Raw genomic sequence first — 22,053 nt, forward strand, 5'->3', positions numbered from 1 at the left:
CCTTGGAGTTCAGATCCTCAGCAATGGTCGCCAGGAGATTTTGATATCGGCGAATCATGTTGTCCACAACAATTTGGCCATCTCCCTCAAGAAATGCGCCAATGCCGAATTCGTAGCGTCTAATGTCAACGATAAGATCTTTTGGGGAAATTGTAGATTATGGGGGGCAACAGTCATGAATGCCCCCCTTTAGGATCTTTGTCGTCACTTTCTAATAGCCGCAATTGCACGGATTTCCGTTCCCGCACCAGTTCCAGTCTAAGCTCTTCTTCCGTGGGTAAATAGGGTAGATATTTGGCGGCAAATAATTGCTGGTTATCGGCCAGTACCGAGTATTTGGCAATCGTTTCGCTTTTTTGGCTACACAAAATCAACCCTATGGTCGGATTGTCGTCTTCGCCTTTTTTATTCTGGTCATAAATTCTGACGTAGGTATCCATCTGCCCAACGTCCTGATGGGTCAGCTTTCCAAGTTTTAGATCGAGCAACAGAAAACACTTAAGCTTGAAATTATAAAACACCAGATCAATGTAAAAATCTTGATCTTCGGTTGATATACGTTGTTGGCGGGAGACGAAGGCAAAGCCTTTACCCAGTTCCAGCAAAAATTGCTGTAAATTATCAATCAAACCTTGTTCCAGTTCGCTTTCCAGATAAGTTTGCGATGGCAAGTTGAGAAAATCCAGGACATAGGGATCACGAAGATAATCTTCCGGCCGATTTGATAATATGGATGTATGCGACCCTGCTTCCTGTTCAACTGCAGATCTATTTTGACTAGCCAGGAGCCGTTCGTAATACAGCACGCTGATTTGCCGTTCCATCGCCCGTGCACTCCAGTTTTGCTCGATGGCTTCCAGCATGTACCACTCGCGGGCTTTAGGATTTTCCAGTCTAATCAACACTCGATAATGCGTCCAACTCAATTCGGTACGCAGTGCGTTCCAATTTGGATAGGTCAAATAAAATGAACGCATGTTGCGAAGGTTTCGTGTATCGAAACCTTTGCCAAATTCCCGAGTAAGATTTCCCGACAAATTTTGCAATTGTTGTTTGCCATAAGCCGCACGTTGTTGTCCTTGCTGCTCATCTTCAACGATTAAACGCCCAATATGCCAATAGGCGTGCACCATTTCAGTATTGATGGAATACTGGACTCGGGTACGGGCTTGTTCGATGACTTGCCGGATATCCGACAGTAACTGGTTATTTGTGGCTTCAGGCATCATTGAAAGATTATTGAACGGCGTCTTTAAGACCTTTGCCAGCTTTAAACGAAGGAACTTTTGCAGCTGCAATGGTAATGGACTCACCGGTTTGAGGGTTGCGCCCAGTACGTTCGGCTCTTTCCTTCACTTCAAAAGAGCCAAATCCAACTAATGCAATGGAATCTCCCGATTTTAAGGTTGATTCTATGGTCTGTATTAGGGCATCCAGGGCTTTACCGGAGTCCGCTTTGGTTAATCCGGAATTTACGGCAATCTTATTAATTAGTTCAGATTTATTCATACGTTCAGTTCCTTAAATATAAAGTAATAGTCAATCCAACATAAATAGCTGATGGTATACCTGTATTCTCATCCCACCAATCTTGATAGTTGCGGATCATTGCGCAACAGCAAACACCAACGGGCAACGGCCGATAATTCGGCGGTCGAGTTTGTCATCTCACGTACACGTGCTCTCACTTCGATCAATTTCGCTTTAGCAGCCGGATTATTGCCCGTACCGCAGCGAGCTTTTGCTGTAGTGAAGTCATCGATTAACTTGTCAATTTGCTGCCATACTTTGCGGCGAGCCTCGGCAAGAGGGACGTGTTCGTTGAGTTTGAGACGCTTTACCGTTTCATTAACGCGCTCCTGTTCCCACGCTGAGATACCAGGCATCGGGATGACCTTGCCTTCTTCATCGAAAGCAATCAGCGCAACATCGTCATCATCAATTGGGTCAAGCAGGTAGGGTGTTTCGGATTCCTCGCATGGCTGCGTGTGCGTTGAGCAAAGAGACCCATCCTTGAGCGGAAACCAGCCGCCTTTTTTGCGATTGCCCACATTCCCGCAAACGCGGAAATTCATGTAATCGAAGGCAAGCCACCAGTAACCATCTCGAACGCTGGCATCAAGTGCTTTAGCTTCTTTCTTAGGTCGAAAATGCTCAACGTCATAGTGAGAATAAAGCTCCCTTACCTCGGAAAACCAGCACTTACCAGCGGACAACGCCAGCAGCCACGTCTTTAGTGCTCCCCAGTGGATACTGTTGGCATCGATCAGTGCGTTGCGTTCATCACGTTTGCCCGCTGCATCCATTGCTGCCAATTCACCCACTAATTGACGTGATTTAGCCAGCCACGCATCCCATTGCGATTGAGTCCAAGGCGTCCAGCCCGGAATATTGGCGTCGGTTGGCAATTTATGCGCTAGATCAATCCAAATCACCGTTCTTCCTCTTCCCGTAATATTTCATCGATAATGGAGTCGGCAATAGCATTTTGCTCGGCTTGTTCCTCTGGAGTCAAAACCGGTTTTCTGAAGCGCCGATGCTGCGCCATCTTGCGCACGAACAGTGCATAGTCAGGATCACGAAAATCAGCAGTCGAGAAGCCCAGATCGGCCAACTCGGCGGAAAGCCTTGAGAGCTCGGCATCCTCTTCCGGCGTGCGCGGGGCTTTTACAAATAATTCGTTGCGACGGAACAATCGTCGCTCGGTTTCAATGTCCAGCGTAGATGACAAGCCAAACAACTCACTCTTCAGTAAGCCGGTTACGCCCATGCCTTGCGGATGCTCATCCGGTACATCCACTATGGTGCGCTGGCCATCGCGACGTAGGATATGTACCTGCTCGCGTTTTAGACTGCCCACCATCATCGGGTCGTGCGTGGTGATCAGAATTTGCGATTCGCCTTGCAATGTTGTTCCTTCGCGTGGACTCAGTACGTTTTCGATATCGTCGAAGTAGCGCAACTTCCAGATGGGATTCAGGTGAGTATCCGGCTCATCCAACAGGAACAGGCAATGGTCTTCACGGGTTATTCGCATCAGGCCCAATACGGTAAGCATTTGTAGCTCGCCTTCGGAGAGTTGCTTGAACTCCACGTCGCCGCCGTGTCCATTGCGCTTTTTCACGGTAATGCGCACTTCTTCCAACAGGTCGCCGATATAGGCCGCTTCGGCGTAGCGGAAGAAGCGCTCCGGTGTGCCGACCAGTTCACCCAGCTCTTTCAGTTTGTGCTGGTCTGGTACAAACAAGTATAGCAATTCCTGCTTTTCCGGCCTCCTGCGGAAATCAATAGCAACTTGTCGAGTTTCCTGTACTGGCGCCCAGGCAACCTGCCACAGTTTTTCGAGAAAGCCAGTCACCACGGTGCCGCGCCGGTACCAAAATCGCGGATCGCCGAGTTCTATGTCTTGCTCGTCAAGGTCACGGGCGGCATAGGGCTTTTTCAGCACGAATAACGCGGACTCAATGGATTCGATATTCAGGTTGTCTAATAGCTTTTTAAATACCGGATCATCTGACAGCAGGCAGGCCAGCAACACCAACTGGCTATGTCCACCCCGGCAGTAAAACAGGCGGCGCACCAAATCGTCATTGTCTTGTCTCAGCAATTGTTTGTAACGGTCCTGATGGGTGCGGAACAAAGATTCGATGCGCTCGTTTTTGCCGGAGTAATAGGCAAAAATATGCGAAGGCAAATACTCACGGGCGTGTTTCACCAAATAGCCTTGCGATTCCTGTTTGCCGTCTAACCAGACAAAGGGCAGCTTCTGCCGTGTTGTATCTGCCTGAATGCGTACCTGGTGACCGCGAATGCTGTATTCCAGTTCGTAATCGAACGGTGCTTGCGGTCTATCCAAATCCAGATCACGGAAGATGGTAATCAGCGCCTCAATCAGGTTGGATTTGCCAGTGCCGTTCTGGCCAATCAAGGCATGGCTGCGAATCGATTTCGGCGGCGTATCCGCCAGCGCACCGGCAGCAGGGGGCAAGTGCGTTGCGAAGTCAATGTCCAAATCTCGTAAATTGCGAAAAGCCGGTAAACGAAAACGCAGCATCTGCATCTCAGGCACCCACCGACTCAACGTGTTTTTCGCGCATTTCCGCTACTGCCGGTTCCAGAATCCAGCCGTGAGCGACTTCGGTTTTCAATTGTGCGTAAAAGGCGTCAATATCTCCGCCGAAACGTTGCCACAAGTCCTTGGCCGGCATTTCGCCGTTGTGACGGGCAAGGATGGTAGCAAGCGGAGATTGGGCTTTGATGTCTGGGACTTTGCCCAAGCGAAGCGGGGCGATTAATTCGGTTTGCGGGACTTTCATTGGTTCCTCGTTTTGTTCGGTGGCTATGCCTGTTATGCTTGCAACCGATGCAACGGCAAGCAATTTGCCAGTGTCTTGTGCCTTTGCACGTATGTCGACCAAACGATCACAGAGTGCGTTAATCTCATTGATTCTGGATAGAATGCGTTTAATCTCACATTTTGGGGGCACAGGGATCAGTACCGACTGGAGAATTTCGAGATTGATATTTTTTTGGGCTGTTGACGGTGCAAATGCAAGCAAACGCTCTCTTGCTGTCTTCATGAAAAGCAAGAAATATTCAACTTCTTCGCGTAGCTCAGACGCAGGTATAAATCCAACAACGCTATCCGGGAAGCACGCATCAAATCCCAGAATTGCTGCATCGGCAATATTTGCAGCAATCGTTATACAAAGCGTCCCCTTAGGCCATAGCTTGCTTTGAGCCAACCCAATTTCGCTATATTTAGAATGATATTCATTAATTACGGTATTGGCACGGGCTACTTCTCCAGTTTGTACAAGCGGATAAATACCGGGAGAAAACAGTTTTGGATCATTACGTGGCCTGTGCTTTGACTTACCGCGTCCAAACAATCCAACTTCAGGGAATCGAGCCCAAGCCCAGCCTCGTGGCAGCTCAAATGGCGCATCAGTTAAATCAATTTCCGACAGTGGCTTTGGCCGCTTCATTTCGCCATTCAAAACCATTTCTTTATGTTCAAGTGCAATTCGAGCAAGCAAATGAAATGCTGCTTCGTCTTCGTCGCATTGTTCTGTTAAAAGGCCGCGTACCGCCAAGTCCATAGCAAGCTGACGAATATCTGCAACATCTTCTGGAGTATGAAACAGTCGCCCAAAGTTGTCAGCCAAGCGCGCCCAGCTGATTTGCAATTCGTGCGGACTGCTGGCGGTGGCGACGGCTTGCAGGGTGGACTGGCGTAGGTTGTTTTGCAGCTTGCGGCGGTCTTTCTGCTGCGTTTCCAGTTTGTCGCACAAGGCCATCAGTTCATCGACTTTGGCGACGATGCGGGATTGTTCGGCAGACGTTGGCAGAGGTAAGGCCCGGGTCGCAAAGTATTCTGTTGGCAATCGTTTCTGGCCTGCAGTCCCTGTCATGTTCTTCTCGCCTTCAGAAGCGAAATATGGCGATCTTAGGAACAGATAAATGTACTCCGGCAGTATGCCTGTGTGGATCGGCCGGAATACGTGAAGCTCGGTCGTACCCGCTCCTATACTGTGCTCCAAACCTCCAATCACGGCAGCCTTGCCGTTCTCAAAACATGGAGTGATTTTAGCAACAACGACATCCCCGTTTCTGAAGTGGGTGAACCCCTTCTTTATCTTTCCCCACTTAGTCGCCTCAGGTGCCAGTTGTCCCATGTGGATTTCTGAGAAGCCGCTCATCGGGATAAAAGAAGCAGATGCCTCATCTGGAGCATCATTTTTCGGGCTAATTTCGCCAATATCAAGAAGGCGCGTCCAGCACCATGAGGCAGGAAGCTCAATAAATAAGGGAATATCAATCGCTTCGCTCTCTAGCTTTGGCAGACGTTTGTACGCTTTTTCGCGAATTAACCGATCTCTTAATGACGTGATGTTGGCCAGTAGTTGACGAGCATCACCATCGGTATCAAGTTGAGAGGTCAATGCACCTGTAATTGCCAACTGGTAAATCATTTCTCGTAGTAGCTGGATACCCCCCTTTGCATTAGCAATATGTCCGAATTCTGCCAAAAACTGCTGTGCATCCATCAGGCTACCTCGGCCATGAAATGATGCGCCAGCGCGGCGGCCAGTTCGCTTTTCAGCAGGTTTTCAGTCTCCTCGATTTCTCCAATCAGCTTTTTGTATTTCTCCAGCAGCAGGTCGGGGTCGTGAGTTTCTTCTTCCGGCGCGTTGGGGTTCTTGATGTCGAGGTTGAAGATCGGCCAGTAAATGCGGTCGCCAGCGGCCTGCGCGTCGCGGGCTTGTAGGCGCAGCGGTTCGGCCTGGGTGCGTAGATCGGCAATTTGAGTCTCGATCTTTTCCCGATAGGCAGCATCGCTAGTCCCTACCAGGCTTTTGCGCAACTCACTGGCTTCGCCTTCCAGCTTGGCGGCGGCGTTGTTTAATTCCTCGGCGCGTTGCCAGTGTGGGGCGGCGGCAGCTTCGGCCTGTTCGCGCTTGGTTTTAAAATCCAGTTTCCAGGCAAATTCGTTTTCAACGCGGTCGGCAAAATCGTTGCTATCATCGCCCCACCAATCCTGCTCAGGTTTAAACTCCTCGAAACGAATTGGCTTGGTTTTTGAGTAGCTCTTGTAACCCGTCGGATAGGGGTGCTCATAAAACCAGATGGTTTCAGTGTGGAAGTGCTCGCTACCGTCATCGATCACGCTACCCTTGGTGAAGAATAGCAAATTGGTTTTGATGGTTGTGTACGGCGCGAACACGCCCTTGGGCAGACGGATGATAGTATGCAGTTTGCAGTCGCGCAGCAGCAGTTTTTTCAATGTGCCTTTGATGCCGTCGCCAAATAAAAAGCCATCGGGCAGTACCACGGCAGCACGACCATTTTCCTTCAGTAGTTTTTTTATAATCAGCGCCATAAACATGTCGGCGGTTTCACGGGTGCGCAGATCGGCGGGATAGTCGCCGCCCACCGTGTCATCCTCGTAACCACCAAACGGCGGATTGGTGATCAGGCAATCGACCTTGTCGTTGGCACTCCATTCGTTCCAGCCTATGCCAAATGTATTACGGTGCTCAATCTGACTAGGCACGTCGATTTCGTGCAACAACATATTGGTAGTACATAAAAGGTGTGGCAGCTGCTTTTTCTCGATGCCGCGTATCAGAGCTTCAATGGCGCGTTTGTCTTCGGGGCTGGATTTAGTGTCGAGCTGGTTACGGAAATAATCAATGGCGGCTGTCAAGAAGCCGCCTGTGCCGCAAGCAGGGTCCAGCACTGTTTCCCGCCTGTCCAAACGCGGGTTGATGCGGTCCACCATAAATTGGGTGATGGCGCGCGGGGTGTAGAACTCACCAGCATTGCCGGCGCCTCGCAAGTCGTTGAGCATTTGTTCATAGACATCGCCCAGGCTGGCGCGGGTTTTAAAGTCATGGAAGTTAATGGCTTCTTCCAGCTTTTCAATCACCGCCAGTAACTGGGTGCCGGATTTCATGTAATTATTGGCATCCTCAAACACGCTGCGTATCACTTTATGCTGTGGGCTGCGGTTGGCATCCAGCTCTTTCAGGGCTGGAAACAGCTCATTATTCACAAAGCCAATAATCTCGGATGGTGATTTTTGCGGGGCTTTTTTGCCGTCTGCACCCGCAATATAAGCCGCCCAATGACGCCAGCGCAATGCCTGCGGAAGTGGTGATTGGTATTTTGGGTTGTCGTCTTCCCATTCCTCTTCTCGTTGGTCGAACACTTTAAGGAATAGCATCCATGTAAGCTGACCCAAACGTTGGGCATCGCCGTCGACGCCGTCGTCCTTACGCATCATGTCCTGGATGGATTTAATGGTACCGCTGAGATTCATTTTGTATTTCTCTTAGTTCGTAAGCTGGCGCATTGTTCAGGCCTGTTTTTGTAAAGCTGTGTCATAGAGTGCTTGTTCGAGCTCGTGCACGGCTTGGCTGTATTGCTCCAAGCTGCCAAAGATGCCGCGACGGATTTGCGTTTTGCTGCCGAACTGGTCAAAAGGCGGTAGTTCCAGAACCTTGGCATCTTCAATGTCCTGCACACCGTGATCGGCAAATTTCTCAAGCAGAGCCTCCAGCACAGCTCGGGCTTGTTCTCCGTATTTACCAAACACATCGCGTTTTTTCACTTGGTTGGCGCGTTCGCGGCGAGTTAGCGGTTTTTGATCAAAGGCAACATGGGCAACCAGGTCAAAAGCATCAAGCTCAGTGCCGTTTGCTACCGCCTGTTGCAGGATGTCCAGAGGAACGCCATGTTCAGCGAGTTCTTCCAGTACTGCCTGTTTGCGCTCTGCACTGTTCCAGCGGCGCAGGAAGTTTGTGAGGCTGCCGAATTCAGTCTGCAAAGTTTTCTTGATGTCGTCCTTGAGCAAGACCCGGTAGTCCTCGGTCATGAGTTTGCCGTCAGCATCGAGGTATTGAGAGCGCTCGACCGCTACTTGCACGTTCACGTCGTCGATAAAGTATTTGACTCGACCTTCGCCACCATCGCCTCCACCTGTGTCATCGCCGGGTTCGGTATCGTCTTCGCCTGTGGTGCCGGGGCCATAGGGCGGCGGTTCCGGCTCGCCAATTCCAGGTGGATCGGTGATGTCTGGCGGTACGACGGGCTCATCGGGCTTGGGTTCGTAGATGACTACCGGCTCGCCATCGAAATCCGGGTCGGCGAAAAGGCGGGTCGCACCCTTAAAGTCCATAATGGTGAAGTAGAGCTTCTGGTAATCCTCTCGTAAACGGGTGCCACGGCCAATGATCTGCTTGAACTCAGTCATTGAGTTGATGGTCTGGTCCAGTACGATGAGCTTGCAGGTCTTGGCGTCTACACCCGTCGTCAGTAACTTTGAGGTGGTGGCTATAACGGGATAAGGTTCGTCATTATCTATGAAATACGAAAGCTGAGCTTTGCCTTCGTTGTCATCGCCAGTAATGCGCATAACGTAGCGGCGATTGCCGGCGGCAGCTGGAATGAGTTTGACCAGTTCCTGGCGCATGCGTTCTGCGTGATCCTGGTCGTCGCAGAATACAATCGTCTTGGCCAACGGATCGGTTGCCTTGAGGTATTCCCAGACCTTGCCGGCGACCAACTGGGTACGTTTTTCCAGTACCAGATTGCGGTCAAAGTCCTTGGTGTTGTATTGCCGTTGTTCCAAGGCTTGACCGTGTTTATCGATCTTACCCGTTTCCGGCGTGTAGCCCACGGCGTCTACATCGGTGGCTATACGGATAACCTTGTACGGGGCGAGAAAACCGTCTTCAATACCTTGCTTTAGCGAGTAGGTGTAAACCGGATCGCCAAAATAGGTGATGTTGCTGACATCTTTAGTTTCTTTGGGTGTGGCGGTAAGGCCCAAATGCGTGGCACCACTGAAGTAGGCCAGCACTTCCCGCCAGGCGGAATCTTCTGCAGCGCTGCCCCTGTGGCATTCGTCTATGACCACTAACTCAAAGAAATCGGCCGGAAACTGGCGAAAGATCTGCTTCCATTCTTCTTTGCCGGTCACCGCTTGATAGAGAGCAAGATAGATTTCGTAGTTTTTTTTGACTTCACGGTTTGTGACCTTGTGCATCACCTCGCCAAACGGTGCGAAGTCTTGCTGCATGGTTTGGTCAACCAGGATATTACGGTCGGCCAGAAACAGGATGCGTTTTTTGGATTTAGCCTTCCAAAGTCGCCAAATAATTTGGAAAGCGGTGTAGGTCTTTCCGGTGCCTGTAGCCATAACCAGCAACACGCGTTGCTGACCCTTGGCAATTGCTTCTATGGCGCGGTTGATCGCCACGCGCTGGTAATAGCACGGTTCCTTGCCGCTGCCATCGGTATGGAAAGGCTGTTCAACAAGTTTGACGGCTTCAGGAGCATACAACCCTTTCCATTGCTGGTACAGTGGCCAAAGATCATCAAACGAAGGGAACTCGCTAAGTTGCAGCTCGCGTTCCACTGGTTGAGTGAGACCAGTGCGGTCGTGCAGCAAAAAGCCATCGCCATTACTGCTGATGGCAAACGGCGCATCCAGCATTTCGGCGTAGGCCAAAGCCTGTTGCATGCCATGCCCAACAGAAAACTTGGCCTGTTTGGCTTCGACAACTGCGATAGGCACGTTCGGTCTTGCATAAAGCACGAAATCGGCACGCTTGGGACCGCCTTTGGCTTCTGGATTTTTGATGCGTGCAGCGAGTTTGCCTCGCACCATGACGCGGCCGTCTGTGAGTTTTACTTCTTCACGAAACTGATGCTGCTGCCAACCGGCCTGCATGATGGAAGGCGTAATGAACTTGGTGCAGATATCTCGCTCACTGAGTTGGTACTTGTCCATGGCCGCATGCTCTCCCATTAATCGCGCTCTTGCTCTTCATTCGCACCGCCAGCACGCACCCATTCATCAACCTCGGACAACTGAAATTTCCACAGTCGCCCAATCTTGTGCGCTGGCAAACCCTTGTGCTCACGCCAGCGGTAGACGGTGTCTTTAACCACGCCCAGATGCTGGGCAACTTGTTCTGCGGTGACCCACGATTCAGCTTTCATGGAATTTGCACTCAGGCTTTGACCTTCATAGTAGTCTTAAATAGACTTAAGTCTAGCAGAATGCCAGCTTAATGGCTATGAGAACCTAGTAGAGCACAGCTAATTTGGCTTATTGTTGCTACAGAGGGAAGAAAGCCGACGACAATGTACAAGTTGAGATGCTGTTAGTGAATCTCATGTCAATTGTGTTTGATGTCTGTCGAGAAAAACGACTGATATGCAGAGTTAAAATCTAGCAAAAACAACAAAACGACACTAAAGTGTCATGGAATTTTGCTGAATGCCTTATCCTGCAAGGCTTTCAGTATTTTTTGACTTCCCAAAAATAACCCGTTCGGATCGTCAGTTTTTTAGTAATTTTATAATATCAGACTTTTCGTCTTGAGAATAAAAGTTTAATGGTGAATGTTTGCTGCTGCAAAGGCTCATAGGGCTGCTTTATCCAATAAGGAGACTCAATGGGCATCATTATTCGCCAACGTGACTTCTAGTCGCGGCTGCTTATAAAATTTATGGGACTTTAGTGTCGTTTGTTTAAACTTATCCAACAAATTCACTACGATCCTGCTCAAAGATTTTTTTCGCCTGTTCAACTGCTTCACTGCTTGTCGTATGTTCGATAACGCACCGACTTAACGCACTGACCAACCTAGTATTGCTACAACCGATACCCTCTCTCAGGGACACCGCTCGTTTAACGGCGGTTTTCAAACTTTTTACCTGCCATTAAATTGGAATTATTGATTGGCTGGTTTTGGTCGCTATGGATAGTTACACATAGCGGTTATTGCATAGAACCCACTATGTAGTAGCTCTCCATTTTGGACTGCTCCTCGTGAGCCGGAATACCTTATAAGGGGTAATGTGCATATTTGTATCGGCGCCAACAAACTAACCTCATCCATTTTTTCAAATAAAAGAGCCTACTGTGCCAAGAGCCATCTGGAATGACCAAGTGATCGCCGAAGCGCCATTAAACGAAATACAGCAGGTGGAAGGTAATATTTACTTTCCACCCTCGGCTGTAAATCCTGAATTTCTTCTACCTAGCACCACGCATACTATCTGCGCCTGGAAGGGTGTCGCCAGTTATTATCATCTTTCTGTCAATAACAAGTTAAATAAAGATGCAGCCTGGTTTTATCCTGAAACCAGCAGTAAGGCTAGTCATATTCAGAATTTCATTGCATTTTGGCGTGGCGTCGAAGTCGTTGAATAAACACTCTCAATGGTTTTGGCACAGAATTTTTAGTATTACTGGAGTCAAGAGTGATGCAACAGACAGACACCTGCAAACTGCTCTTAGGACGGTTTGTGCGAATTCGAGCAGTCAGCAAATCGCTTTGCGCAACCCTTGAAATCGAGGATTATTGTGTTCAAACCATGCAGAATGTCAGCCCGCCAAAGTGGCATTTGGCGCATACCACCTGGTTCTTCGAGCAGTTCATCCTGCTTCCCTATTTAACAGCTTATCAAGCGTATCATCCCGGCTTTGCGTATCTGTTCAACTCGTATTATGAAACCCTAGGCAGTTTTTTTCCCAGGCATGCCCGCGGTAGTCTGTCTCGCCCAACTGTGGTGGAAATTTACAATTATCGCCAACATGTTGAGTCTGCGCTGCAAGAACTAGTCTCTAATCCGCCGGAGCAATATGTTTTGGAAATATGCCAACGCTTGGCTTTGGGTATCGAACATGAGATTCAGCATCAAGAACTTTTACTAATGGATATTAAATACAATTTTTTCGTCAATCCGCTTAAACCGACTTATGCCAAGCAAACCAGCTTGTCGGAGATTTCATTTCTGATGGAGATGGGTTGGCAGGAATACGCGGTAGAAATTGTGGAAACCGGTCATCAGGGCGACAGTTTTTGCTTTGACAACGAGCGGCCCAAACATAAAAGCTTTTTGCAGGACTTTAAGCTGGCGAATAGATTGGTGACTAATACGGAATACCTGGCTTTTATCGATGATGCCGGTTATGAACGCGCTGCTTTATGGCTAGCCGATGGCTGGCAAACCATCAATACTCAAGCTTGGCATGCGCCGCTTTACTGGTTTAAAGAACAGGGTGACTGGTGGCAATTTACTCTCTCCGGCATACAATCTCTTGATCCCAATCAGCCTGTTGCCCACATCAGCTATTATGAGGCCGATGCCTATGCTCGCTGGCTCGGTAAGCGTTTGCCAACTGAGCAGGAATGGGAGTCTGTCGCCGTCAGCTTGCCAATCGAGGGCAATTTTCTTGAATCCGGCGTCCTGCATCCGCAAGCTGCACAGTATTCCGGCATGACTCAGCTTTTTGGCGATTTATGGGAGTGGACCCAAAGCCCCTATACGGCTTATCCCGGCTTTAAGCCTTTGCCGGATTCGCTGGGTGAATACAACGCTAAGTTTATGAGCAATCAGATGGTTTTGCGCGGAGGCTGCTGTGCGACGGCATTAGAGCATATACGACCCAGTTACCGGAATTTTTACCATCCGGATGACCGCTGGCTGTTTTCGGGGCTGCGGTTGGCGGAGGATGCATAATGCTCATTAAAGAATTAGTAAAGCAGGTGGCAAAAACAGAAGATGATTTCTTGGCGGCCGTCCAGTTCGGACTGCGATGCCGGCAACGCGCCATCCCCCCTAAGTTTTTTTATGATTTGCGTGGCTCGCAACTCTTTGAAAAAATCTGCGAAACGCCGGAATATTATCCAACTCGCATCGAAACTTGGATATTCAAGCAATACGGTGCAGAAATGGCAGAAATGCTAGGCCTGTCCTGTTTACTAATCGAGCTTGGCAGTGGCAGCGCCATTAAGACACCCTTGCTCCTACAGCATTTTGCGGACGATGCCGTATACATGCCAATCGATATATGCGAACCGCATTTATTGCAAAGTACGCAACGACTCAAATTTATATTTCCGGCGATACAGATGCATCCGTTGTGCGCTGACTATATGCATATTCACAGTTTGGGGTTGGATGAATTTAACCAGCGACGGCGGGTTATTTTCTTTCCTGGTTCGACCATAGGCAATTGTTTGCCGAGCGAAGCCATTCAATTACTTAAACAGGCAGCTCAGTTGGCGGGTGCTGACGGTGGTTTACTGATAGGCGTTGACTGTAAAAAATCGAGCAGGTTATTGAATGCTGCCTATAATGACGCCAACGGCTATACAGCCGCTTTCAATCTCAATTTACTGCTGCGCATACAAAATGAACTAGGCGCGGAATTAGATGTGCATGGTTTTGCCCACCTCGCTTATTACAATAGTTCTGCAGGCCGCATCGAAATGCATTTGGTCAGTCGCCGCCCGCAATTGATTAGATTGGAAAACGAAACCTTTGAATTTTCCGAAGGTGAAACCATTCATACTGAAAACTCGTATAAATATACGGATCAAGAGTTTAATAAACTAGCCATTCAGGCTGGATGGCAGGCAAAAATGTGCTGGGCAGACCCTGATGGCTTGTTCAACGTACATTATTTTGTGGGTGCATAGTAGAGCCGTAGTCAGGGCGGGTTGGGTGCGCGCATAATATTATATATAATTTTTGAATGAAATGGGGGTGATAGGGTTTTATGTTAGACTAAACCCTAGTCAAAATGAAAACATTCAAATTGTAAGCATGCAAAATCAGTTTTTACCAAAACGCTTGCGGTATATTTGCAGCGGTTGCATTGGCAACCTAGTCGAATATTTCGACTGGGCAATCTATGCCACTTTTAGCTTGTACTTTGCACCAGTGTTCTTCCCCGCAGGGGATCAAACTGCGCAACTGCTTAATAACGCCGCCGTGTTTGCCGTGGGCTTCATTTTTCGTCCATTGGGTGGCTGGTTACTCGGCGGTCTGGCCGACCGTAAAGGACGCAAGGCCTCGCTGCTGCTTTCGGTCAGCCTGATGTGTTTTGGTTCACTTTTAATTGCCTGCTTACCCGGTTACGCTACAATCGGCAACTGGGCTCCAGCCTTACTGGTTTTCGCCCGGATGGTGCAGGGGTTCAGCTTAGGTGGTGAATACGGTAGTTCGGCTACCTATCTTAGTGAAATGTCCACATCAGACCGGCGCGGTTTTTATTCCAGCTTCCAGTACGTTACTATTGTCTTGGGTCAGTTGCTGGCCTTGGGCTTGTTAGTCCTATTGCAAAAAGTCATGCTAAGTAGCGAACAACTCCACGCATGGGGATGGCGGATTCCTTTTGTCGTCGGTGCTGCTCTTGCAATCATCGCACTCTGGTTGCGTAGCCATATGGCAGAGACCGCTGATTTTGTCGAACACCAATCATACTCAAGCAGTCATGCCCATCTACGGGAGTTACTTCGCTACCCTGGTGCAATAGTCACTGTTATCGCCCTGACGGCGGGGGGAACGGTTTCCTTTTACACTTTTACCGTCTATATGCAGAAATACTTGGTTAACACCACAGGGTTTAGCAAAGACGATGCGACATTGGTTTCTTCCCTCGCGCTGCTTTTTTTTATGTTTATTCAGCCGATTTTCGGCCTTATATCGGACTATATTGGACGACGTGCCATGCTAATTGCTTTTGGTGTCTGCGCCACGGCGTTTACTGTGCCTTTATTTGACTTGTTATCAAGACCACAAAGTATGGCATCAGCTCTCATGTGGTACAGTTGTGCCTTGTTGATAACATCTGGTTATACATCAGTTAATGCCATAGTCAAAGCTGAATTATTCCCGGTGCATATTCGTGCCTTGGGGGTTGGCTTCCCTTACGCAATCACGGTCTCACTGCTTGGTGGCACCGCCGAATACTTGGCTTTATGGGTCAAAAGTCTCGGCCACCCGGAGTGGTTTTATTATTACGTCAGCGGCTGCGCCGTCTGCTCCTTAATGGTAGCCTTAATTATGAAAGAATCCAAAGACCATTCGGCAATCGACATGGAATCAAGTCACTGACTGTCAGTGTTTAGTTTACCTTATGAATTAAGCATACAAAGCCTAACTGGGGTGCTGTGGAACAAGCCCCAAAAGTCTACCCTGTGCTGAGCCTAAAAACCAGCTAATCCTAGTCATTAGTATACGTTTATCGTTACAAGTTTTGGGTTTAGACAGTAGGTATCTACTCTAAGACTTACCCCAAAATAGTGACAAAACTTCAGTATAACAGCTCCGAATATTGTGCGCGCGTACGTCGTTTTGCGTTACCTCCATCTTGTTTGGTCCACTAAAAACGATTTTTGATGGGTACAGTCACAATAATTTTGTCAGTTAGCCTTGTATAAAAAACAAATACAAGCTACGCTTAAAGTCATTCTTCTTTTATAATTGTTTTTAATTTACAATACCTTACAATTTATAAGTGAAATAGGGCGTATTCAGAATGTTTGATTGTAGACGAGAGTAACATGTAGCGCTTGATGCTGAAGGGAACTTCGATAAACCACCCTTCGATACAGCTCAGGAGAAGCCTGTCGAAGCATAAAAACCAGGTTTTTCGAAGATCCCTGAAGATAATGATCGTAGTTGCTCACTGTGCCTGAATACTGTTGAAGCAATCTAGGGGCGAAAGGGTAGAGACAGAGCGAAGGGGCGCAGTTTTGATATCGTTACTGAACTACAAAATGCCTGTTATGGAAGGCGGGGTGGCCGAAAAACTAATTTGGTCACTGCATACACAGGCCAGAATTGCCGTTTTTAAAGGCAAACGTCCAATAATTGGTGCAAAATTTAGCCATTCAGCTAAAGATTGATTTTATCTCCAAAACCATTACCGAAATGAAGATTAAACGCTATGTCAGATAATCATGAATTTAGTAATGCCGTTTTTCTTGACGCCGTCACAGAAATATTAAATATAGGTATTGGTTCTGCAGGCAGTGTACTCAGTGAAATGGTTAACGATGACGTTAAACTGACTGTACCTGGGGTTATGTTTATCTCCCAGCCCGACGCTTTACAGATATTGGAACAAAATACCCAGCAGGCAGTCAGTGGTGTCAGTCAGCATTTTTCCGGGATGATGACGGGCGATGTATTGTTGCTGTTTCCCGAAGCAAATTGCCTAAAGTTGGTTAGAACAATATTACAACAGGATATATCGCTAGATGATCTGACCGAGATGGAGCAGGAAGCCATGACAGAAATTGGTAACGTTATTTTAAATAGCTGTTTGTGCAGTATTGCCGATAGATTTAAACAACAAATTACCAGTGGTATTCCAGAGTTCTTAAAAAGTTCGTTAAGCAATATTCTTTTTAATGCAAATTTAATTAACAAAGTAGAAGCCTGTGTTTTACTGTTGAACGTGGAGTTTTCCATTGCTACAAACCAGATAGACGGTTATGTGTCTGTAGTAATGGATATAGAGTCAATGGCATTTTTTAAGCAAAACATAGAGCAATACTATCTGCAAATATAGGTTTTTGTGATGACAGGCATTCAAGCATACGAAGCTGAATTTCAAGAAATGTATCAAACCGTGTTTGATAACTGTCATTTTGGTTTAATTATTGTTGATCATAATGGAAAAATTATTTCCTGGAACCCGTGGTTAACCAAACATAGCCTGCTAAATAGGGCAGATGTGCAAGGTAAAACCATGCTCGAAGTATTTCCGCTACTCACCTCGGGCAACTTACTCAGGGCTATTAATCTGACTCTTAGTCACGGTATGTCTTCGATTGTCTCACATGCCTTAAACACTAAACCTTTGCCGTTGTTTACTTTGGACGGGCAAAAACTGCATCAGCAAGTGATCGTCAAACCACTAAAAATAAAAAATAGTCATCACTTTTGTTTAATCCAGATAAACGATATTACTGCCGCTGTAAAACGAGAAAAACAACTACTGGAAAGTATTGCAGAATTTACGTATCAAAAATTCGCTTTGGATCAACATGCCATAGTGGCAGTGACCGATGTGCGTGGCACCATTACTTATGTCAACGATCAGTTTTGTCGAATAAGCCAGTATTCCAAAGAAGAGTTAATGGGACAAAATCATCGTTTGCTTAATTCTGGCACACATCCTAAAGAGTTTTTTACCAGCATGTATCGCGCTATAACGCGTGGGGAAGTCTGGCAGGGGGATATTTGTAATCGGGCTAAAGATAACAGCTTATATTGGGTGGCAACCACCATTGTGCCTTATATGAATGATAAGGGAAAACCTACCCGCTATATAGCTATACGTGCTGACATTACAGAGCGCAAACGCGCCGAAGAAGAAGCAAAGGCGGCCACATTAGCCAAATCGCAATTTCTGGCCAATATGAGTCATGAAATTCGCACCCCCATGAACGCCATTATTGGTTTAACCAGTCAAGTAATGGAGTCGGAGCTTAATTCGGAACAGCGTGATCAACTCAACAAGGTAAAAAATTCAGGTAAAGCGTTAGTACGCATTATCAATGATATTTTGGATTTTTCGAAAATCGAGTCGGATAAAATGACTTTAGAGCGGGTGCCTATTCGCTTAGAATCGCTTTTGCTTGAAGCAGTCGATTTGTTTGGCGCGCAGGTGGAAGAGAAAGGTCTGGAGATGTTTGTCGAAATTAATCCTGATACACCGCTTTATTTCTTGGGTGATCCGCTGCGGCTGAGTCAGGTGCTTACTAATTTAATTGGCAATGCGGTCAAGTTTACCCAACGAGGTGAGATTCATGTGGCTGTCAAGCTGTTGACCCTTAACGATATCAGCATGGTTTTAGAGTTTAGTGTACGGGATACGGGGCTAGGTATTAATACTGAACAAATCGATCTTCTTTTCAAACCGTTTACTCAAGCCGACAGTTCCACTACTCGCAAGTTTGGCGGTAGTGGTTTAGGTTTAAGCATAGCCAAAAAATTGGTTGAACTAATGGGCGGACAAATCTGGATAGAAACGCCTCTCCCAGTAGGAACTTGTATTAAATTTACGGTAAAGATGGCCAATGTACCCAGCGAAATTGGCAACCTTACCGATTTTAGTAAAGATTTACATGACATGCAGGGAAAATCTGTACTGGTTGTTGACGATCAGGCAACTTCAAGGAGTATTTTATCCCGTTTATTGGAAGCATGGGGTTTGATAGCCATAGAAGCGGAAACAGGACATGAAGCCTTAGCAATTTTAACTGAGGCCAGTCAAAAAGGTGATAGTTTTTACGCGGTATTGTTAGATTGGCGCATGCCCGATATTGATGGTATTCAGGTAGCCACCCAGCTAAAAAATCTGATCAATGAAAAAATTGTTAATCCGCCTGTGCGTGTATTAATGGTCACGGCCTATGAAAAACTACTATTGTTGGAATATCCGCATGCACGTATTGTTGATCAGATACTCACCAAACCCGTTGCACCCTCAAACCTATTTAATGCGCTACGCTCTGGGGATAATAGTGACAATTCCCTAAATAGGATACGCACGGATTTATCTATCCGCCAAAATTTCGCTGGTATACAGGTGTTGTTGGTAGAAGATCATGATATTAACCAAGAGGTTGCTGCCAACTTTCTGAAGAAATGTGGTGTTACTGTTACGGTAGCCTGGCACGGTGCTGAAGCGGTCGATTTGGTTAAAAATAGACATTTTCATTTAGTTTTAATGGATTTGCATATGCCTATTATGGGCGGTATAGAAGCGACACGTCTCATCAGAGCATTAGCGAATACCCAGCATCTGCCCATAGTTGCCATGACAGCTGCGGTTATGCATGAAGATCGTAAGCAGTGTATGGATGTGGGTATGAATGATTTTATATCTAAACCCATAGAACCCGAAGAGTTAATCAGGGTGCTTAAACAGCATGTACAGCTAAAGTTACATGAGGTTTTGCAACCGGAACAACAAAGCAGCCAAGGTTTATTGGATTTGACCAGTGGTTTACGTCGTTTAGATGGTGATAGTCATTTGCAACAACGATTATTATTGAGTTTTATAGAACGTAATACTGACTTTTTGTTACGCCTGAATAAATTATTGCAGGAAAACAATATAGATCAAGCACTTGATCTGGTGCATGCTCTAAAAGGTATTGCTGCCAATTTAGGCGCTGTGGGGCTTACTGATGCTTGTCGGCGTATTACAGAAGAATTACGCTTAAGCAACACGCTAACATCACTCGCGTATTTTGAACAAGTTATTTTAGAAACCATGAAACAAATTCAACGCTATTTGGTTTCAACTAAAGGCGTAATTAGCGATCAGGCATCCGGCTTTCAAACGCTATCATTAGCGGAACTGCTGCTAGCCGTGGAGCCTTTTATTGTAGGGCAGGAAATACCTTCCGATGAGATAATTTTTAACCTTAATCAGTTAACAAACAGTCATTTACCTTGCTTGCCATTGCTAAATAAATTGTTATACCATTTGGAAAACTTTGAGTATAAAGCCGCTCTGGATACCTTTAAAACTTTAAAAGCTTTAGTCGTGTCACCGCAATGAGCACTTTGTTTCCGGACATTATTGAAAAGCATTTGGTCCTCCTGGTGGATGACTTGCCAGCCAACTTGCATGTGCTGGTTGCTGGTATAAAAAAATATTTCCGGATTAAAGCAGCCAACAATGGTTACGATGCCTTAGCTTTACTTGAGCAAACTACCGATCAACCAAAATTAGCTGTCATCGATGTAAAGATGCCTAATATGAGTGGTATTGAACTGTTACGACGTATACGTAGTACGCCACACTGTTGTAATATTCCAGTGATTTTGATGAGTGCCGATGTCTCAGAACAAAATGAATTAGCCGCTTTGCAACTGGGCGCAGACGATTATCTGGTTAAGCCTGTGTCGCCCAATGTATTGGTGGTTAGGGCAAATAATTTGATTCAGCGCAATGCTGATCGGATTAAACTGCAATTGGCGGCACATGTTTTCGATTTTAGTGGCGAAGCAATTATGATTACGGATCGTAATAATCATATAGTGGATGTTAATTCTGCATTTACCACCTTAACAGGCTATGCAAAAGAAGATGTATTGGGCTACGATCCAAAAATTCTCTCTTCTGGACGGACTTCTCCGGAAGAATACAAACTGATGTGGCAATCCATACTAAACGATGGCTTTTGGCAAGGGGAGTTTTGGGATAGGCGTAAGGATGGCAGTGTTTATCCCAAAATGATTACCATCACCGTCGTGCGTAACCCGATTGGCGATATTATTTTCTATCTGGCTAATTTTGTCGATGTGAGTCATTACAAAGAAGTTGAGCGGCGATTTGAATATATAGCCAATCATGATCCCTTAACGGGCTTGCCAAATCGACTGCATTTACAGGTGTTCCTTGAACAATGTACATTGATATCTAAGCGAACCACAGAACAGATAGCCATACTTTTTCTGGATTTGGATCGTTTCAAAAGTATTAATGATACGTTGGGTCATTATATCGGTGATCAGATGCTGATACAGGTAGCGGATCGCTTGAAGTCGTGCATACGCGAGTACGATATGGTGGCGCGTATAGGGGGCGATGAATTTGTAGTGGTACTGCGCGGCTATCAACTAAATACGGTATCCTCTGCGGTTGCGGAAAAGATTCGTCATCATTTGTGCACTCCTTTTCATGTCAATAATCAGTTATTACATACCTCGCCGAGTATTGGTATCGCCATATTTCCAGATAATGCGGAAAACATCCACGATCTGATGAAACATGCAGATACTGCTATGTACTTTACAAAGTCCGAGGGCGGTAACGGTTTTCATTTTTTTGCTACAGAAATGAATAAACATGCCCATGAAAAACTGGAGCTGGAAAATCAACTGCATAGAGCGATAGACAATCAGCAATTTGAACTTTATTACCAACCACAACTGTCATTACCCGAGCGTAAGGTGGTCGGCGCAGAAGTCTTGTTACGTTGGCTACACCCGGAAAAAGGCTATATTTCGCCTGCATTGTTCATACCTTTGGCTGAGGATAGTAACCAAATAGGTAAAATCACTGAATGGGTGTTGGAAAATGCCTGTCAACAAGCCAGCGAGTGGTTAGTGAATGGCTTGCCCTTGCAACGTATCAGTGTCAATATTTCTGCTAAGCAGTTTCAAAATATGGATATTTTAGGGCAAGTTAAACGGTTATTAGTTAAACACAATTTACCCGCTCATATGCTAGAACTGGAAATTACCGAAACGGCATTAATTGCTTCTGCGGATGTTGCTAAAGCCTTAATTCAGTCTTTAAGAGAGTTAGGTATCAAAGTGGCACTGGATGACTTTGGGCAGGGGTATTCTTCGCTAGCGCAATTAAAAAACTTACCGTTGGATCGGATAAAAATAGACGCAGCCTTTGTGCAAGATATTCAAACCTATCCGGCTGAAAACACCGGCATTATTGCCGCTGCCACCATAGGTTTGGGTCATTCTTTTGGCTTTGAAGTGATCGCCGAAGGGGTGGAATCTGAAATCCAATTGGCCTTTCTAGAAGCCCATGGGTGTGACGAAATACAAGGTTATTTATTCTCTAAACCATTACCTAAACATGAGTTTGAAAGTTATTTGCAACGGCATATGCAAAGTGTAGCTTTGTTTGAGCGTCGTATCGATTAAATTGTGAAAGTCAGTGTTAAATCTGACAATTTAGAAACCTAGTTGCTA

Annotated in this window: 16 protein-coding genes; 8 read left to right on the top strand and 8 right to left on the bottom strand. The window is 46.5% G+C overall.

Annotated features, from left to right (window positions below):
• Positions 1–173: 173 nt before the first annotated feature.
• The 8 genes from ABH008_RS11580 to ABH008_RS11615 all read right to left on the bottom strand — a co-directional run bounded on the left by ABH008_RS11580 (position 174) and on the right by ABH008_RS11615 (position 10,512).
• A complete protein-coding gene (locus ABH008_RS11580) occupies positions 174–1,229 on the bottom strand; it encodes a PDDEXK nuclease domain-containing protein (protein WP_347985774.1) in 1,056 nt (351 codons plus the stop codon).
• A 7-nt stretch (positions 1,230–1,236) separates the two neighbouring features.
• Positions 1,237–1,509, bottom strand: a complete 273-nt coding sequence (locus ABH008_RS11585) for an HU family DNA-binding protein (RefSeq protein WP_347985775.1) — start codon at positions 1,507–1,509, stop codon at positions 1,237–1,239.
• Positions 1,510–1,577: 68 nt separating this feature from the next.
• Positions 1,578–2,435, bottom strand: a complete 858-nt coding sequence (locus ABH008_RS11590; RefSeq protein ID WP_347985776.1) for a hypothetical protein — start codon at positions 2,433–2,435, stop codon at positions 1,578–1,580.
• A complete protein-coding gene (locus ABH008_RS11595) occupies positions 2,432–4,060 on the bottom strand; it encodes an AAA family ATPase (RefSeq protein ID WP_347985777.1) in 1,629 nt (542 codons plus the stop codon). Before ABH008_RS11595 ends, ABH008_RS11590 begins: the two co-directional genes overlap by 4 nt.
• Before the next feature lies 1 nt (position 4,061).
• Positions 4,062–6,050, bottom strand: coding sequence for a restriction endonuclease subunit S (locus ABH008_RS11600; protein WP_347985778.1), 1,989 nt, complete (start codon positions 6,048–6,050; stop codon positions 4,062–4,064).
• Positions 6,050–7,825, bottom strand: coding sequence for an N-6 DNA methylase (locus tag ABH008_RS11605; RefSeq protein ID WP_347985779.1), 1,776 nt, complete (start codon positions 7,823–7,825; stop codon positions 6,050–6,052). Before ABH008_RS11605 ends, ABH008_RS11600 begins: the two co-directional genes overlap by 1 nt.
• Before the next feature lie 36 nt (positions 7,826–7,861).
• The gene (locus ABH008_RS11610) at positions 7,862–10,300 is read right to left on the bottom strand and encodes a DEAD/DEAH box helicase family protein (protein WP_347985780.1); all 2,439 of its coding nucleotides are present in this window, start codon (positions 10,298–10,300) and stop codon (positions 7,862–7,864) included.
• A gap of 17 nt (positions 10,301–10,317) precedes the next feature.
• Positions 10,318–10,512, bottom strand: a complete 195-nt coding sequence (locus ABH008_RS11615) for a helix-turn-helix domain-containing protein (RefSeq protein ID WP_347985781.1) — start codon at positions 10,510–10,512, stop codon at positions 10,318–10,320.
• Between the two features lie 928 nt (positions 10,513–11,440).
• Between ABH008_RS11615 and ABH008_RS11620 the strand changes: the two genes are divergently transcribed.
• The 8 genes from ABH008_RS11620 (at position 11,441) to ABH008_RS11655 (ending at position 22,005) form a co-directional block, all read left to right on the top strand.
• A complete protein-coding gene (locus tag ABH008_RS11620; protein ID WP_347985782.1) occupies positions 11,441–11,731 on the top strand; it encodes a DUF427 domain-containing protein in 291 nt (96 codons plus the stop codon).
• Positions 11,732–11,784: 53 nt separating this feature from the next.
• A complete protein-coding gene (gene egtB / locus ABH008_RS11625) occupies positions 11,785–13,044 on the top strand; it encodes an ergothioneine biosynthesis protein EgtB (protein WP_347985783.1) in 1,260 nt (419 codons plus the stop codon).
• Complete coding sequence (gene egtD / locus ABH008_RS11630; RefSeq protein ID WP_347985784.1) at positions 13,044–14,006, top strand: L-histidine N(alpha)-methyltransferase; 963 nt, start codon at positions 13,044–13,046, stop codon at positions 14,004–14,006. Before egtB ends, egtD begins: the two co-directional genes overlap by 1 nt.
• A gap of 127 nt (positions 14,007–14,133) precedes the next feature.
• The gene (locus ABH008_RS11635) at positions 14,134–15,426 is read left to right on the top strand and encodes an MFS transporter (RefSeq protein ID WP_347985785.1); all 1,293 of its coding nucleotides are present in this window, start codon (positions 14,134–14,136) and stop codon (positions 15,424–15,426) included.
• Between the two features lie 641 nt (positions 15,427–16,067).
• The gene (locus tag ABH008_RS11640; RefSeq protein ID WP_347985786.1) at positions 16,068–16,220 is read left to right on the top strand and encodes a hypothetical protein; all 153 of its coding nucleotides are present in this window, start codon (positions 16,068–16,070) and stop codon (positions 16,218–16,220) included.
• 41 nt (positions 16,221–16,261) lie between these two features.
• Positions 16,262–16,888 (top strand): chemotaxis protein CheC, encoded by a 627-nt coding sequence (locus tag ABH008_RS11645; RefSeq protein ID WP_347985787.1) that lies wholly within the window; start codon positions 16,262–16,264, stop codon positions 16,886–16,888.
• 9 nt (positions 16,889–16,897) lie between these two features.
• Positions 16,898–19,894: a response regulator gene (locus tag ABH008_RS11650; protein ID WP_347985788.1), complete on the top strand. Its 2,997-nt coding sequence runs from the start codon at positions 16,898–16,900 to the stop codon at positions 19,892–19,894.
• The gene (locus ABH008_RS11655; RefSeq protein ID WP_347985789.1) at positions 19,891–22,005 is read left to right on the top strand and encodes an EAL domain-containing protein; all 2,115 of its coding nucleotides are present in this window, start codon (positions 19,891–19,893) and stop codon (positions 22,003–22,005) included. The genes ABH008_RS11650 and ABH008_RS11655 overlap by 4 nt, the downstream gene beginning before the upstream one ends.
• Positions 22,006–22,053 lie beyond the last annotated feature (48 nt).

This window comes from Methylomonas sp. AM2-LC (assembly GCF_039904985.1).
Classification (GTDB): Bacteria; Pseudomonadota; Gammaproteobacteria; order Methylococcales; family Methylomonadaceae; genus Methylomonas.

Excerpts from the sequence above, each read along its gene's own strand:
- ABH008_RS11635 (WP_347985785.1), top strand. The coding sequence starts at position 14,134 with ATGCAAAATCAGTTTTTACCAAAACGCTTGCGGTATATTTGCAGCGGT.
- ABH008_RS11580 (WP_347985774.1), bottom strand. The coding sequence starts at position 1,229 with ATGATGCCTGAAGCCACAAATAACCAGTTACTGTCGGATATCCGGCAA.
- egtD (WP_347985784.1), top strand. The coding sequence starts at position 13,044 with ATGCTCATTAAAGAATTAGTAAAGCAGGTGGCAAAAACAGAAGATGAT.
- ABH008_RS11610 (WP_347985780.1), bottom strand. The coding sequence starts at position 10,300 with ATGGACAAGTACCAACTCAGTGAGCGAGATATCTGCACCAAGTTCATT.
- ABH008_RS11645 (WP_347985787.1), top strand. The coding sequence starts at position 16,262 with ATGTCAGATAATCATGAATTTAGTAATGCCGTTTTTCTTGACGCCGTC.
- ABH008_RS11615 (WP_347985781.1), bottom strand. The coding sequence starts at position 10,512 with ATGAAAGCTGAATCGTGGGTCACCGCAGAACAAGTTGCCCAGCATCTG.
- ABH008_RS11585 (WP_347985775.1), bottom strand. The coding sequence starts at position 1,509 with ATGAATAAATCTGAACTAATTAATAAGATTGCCGTAAATTCCGGATTA.
- ABH008_RS11600 (WP_347985778.1), bottom strand. The coding sequence starts at position 6,050 with ATGGATGCACAGCAGTTTTTGGCAGAATTCGGACATATTGCTAATGCA.
- ABH008_RS11655 (WP_347985789.1), top strand. The coding sequence starts at position 19,891 with ATGAGCACTTTGTTTCCGGACATTATTGAAAAGCATTTGGTCCTCCTG.
- egtB (WP_347985783.1), top strand. The coding sequence starts at position 11,785 with ATGCAACAGACAGACACCTGCAAACTGCTCTTAGGACGGTTTGTGCGA.
- ABH008_RS11605 (WP_347985779.1), bottom strand. The coding sequence starts at position 7,825 with ATGAATCTCAGCGGTACCATTAAATCCATCCAGGACATGATGCGTAAG.
- ABH008_RS11650 (WP_347985788.1), top strand. The coding sequence starts at position 16,898 with ATGACAGGCATTCAAGCATACGAAGCTGAATTTCAAGAAATGTATCAA.
- ABH008_RS11595 (WP_347985777.1), bottom strand. The coding sequence starts at position 4,060 with ATGCAGATGCTGCGTTTTCGTTTACCGGCTTTTCGCAATTTACGAGAT.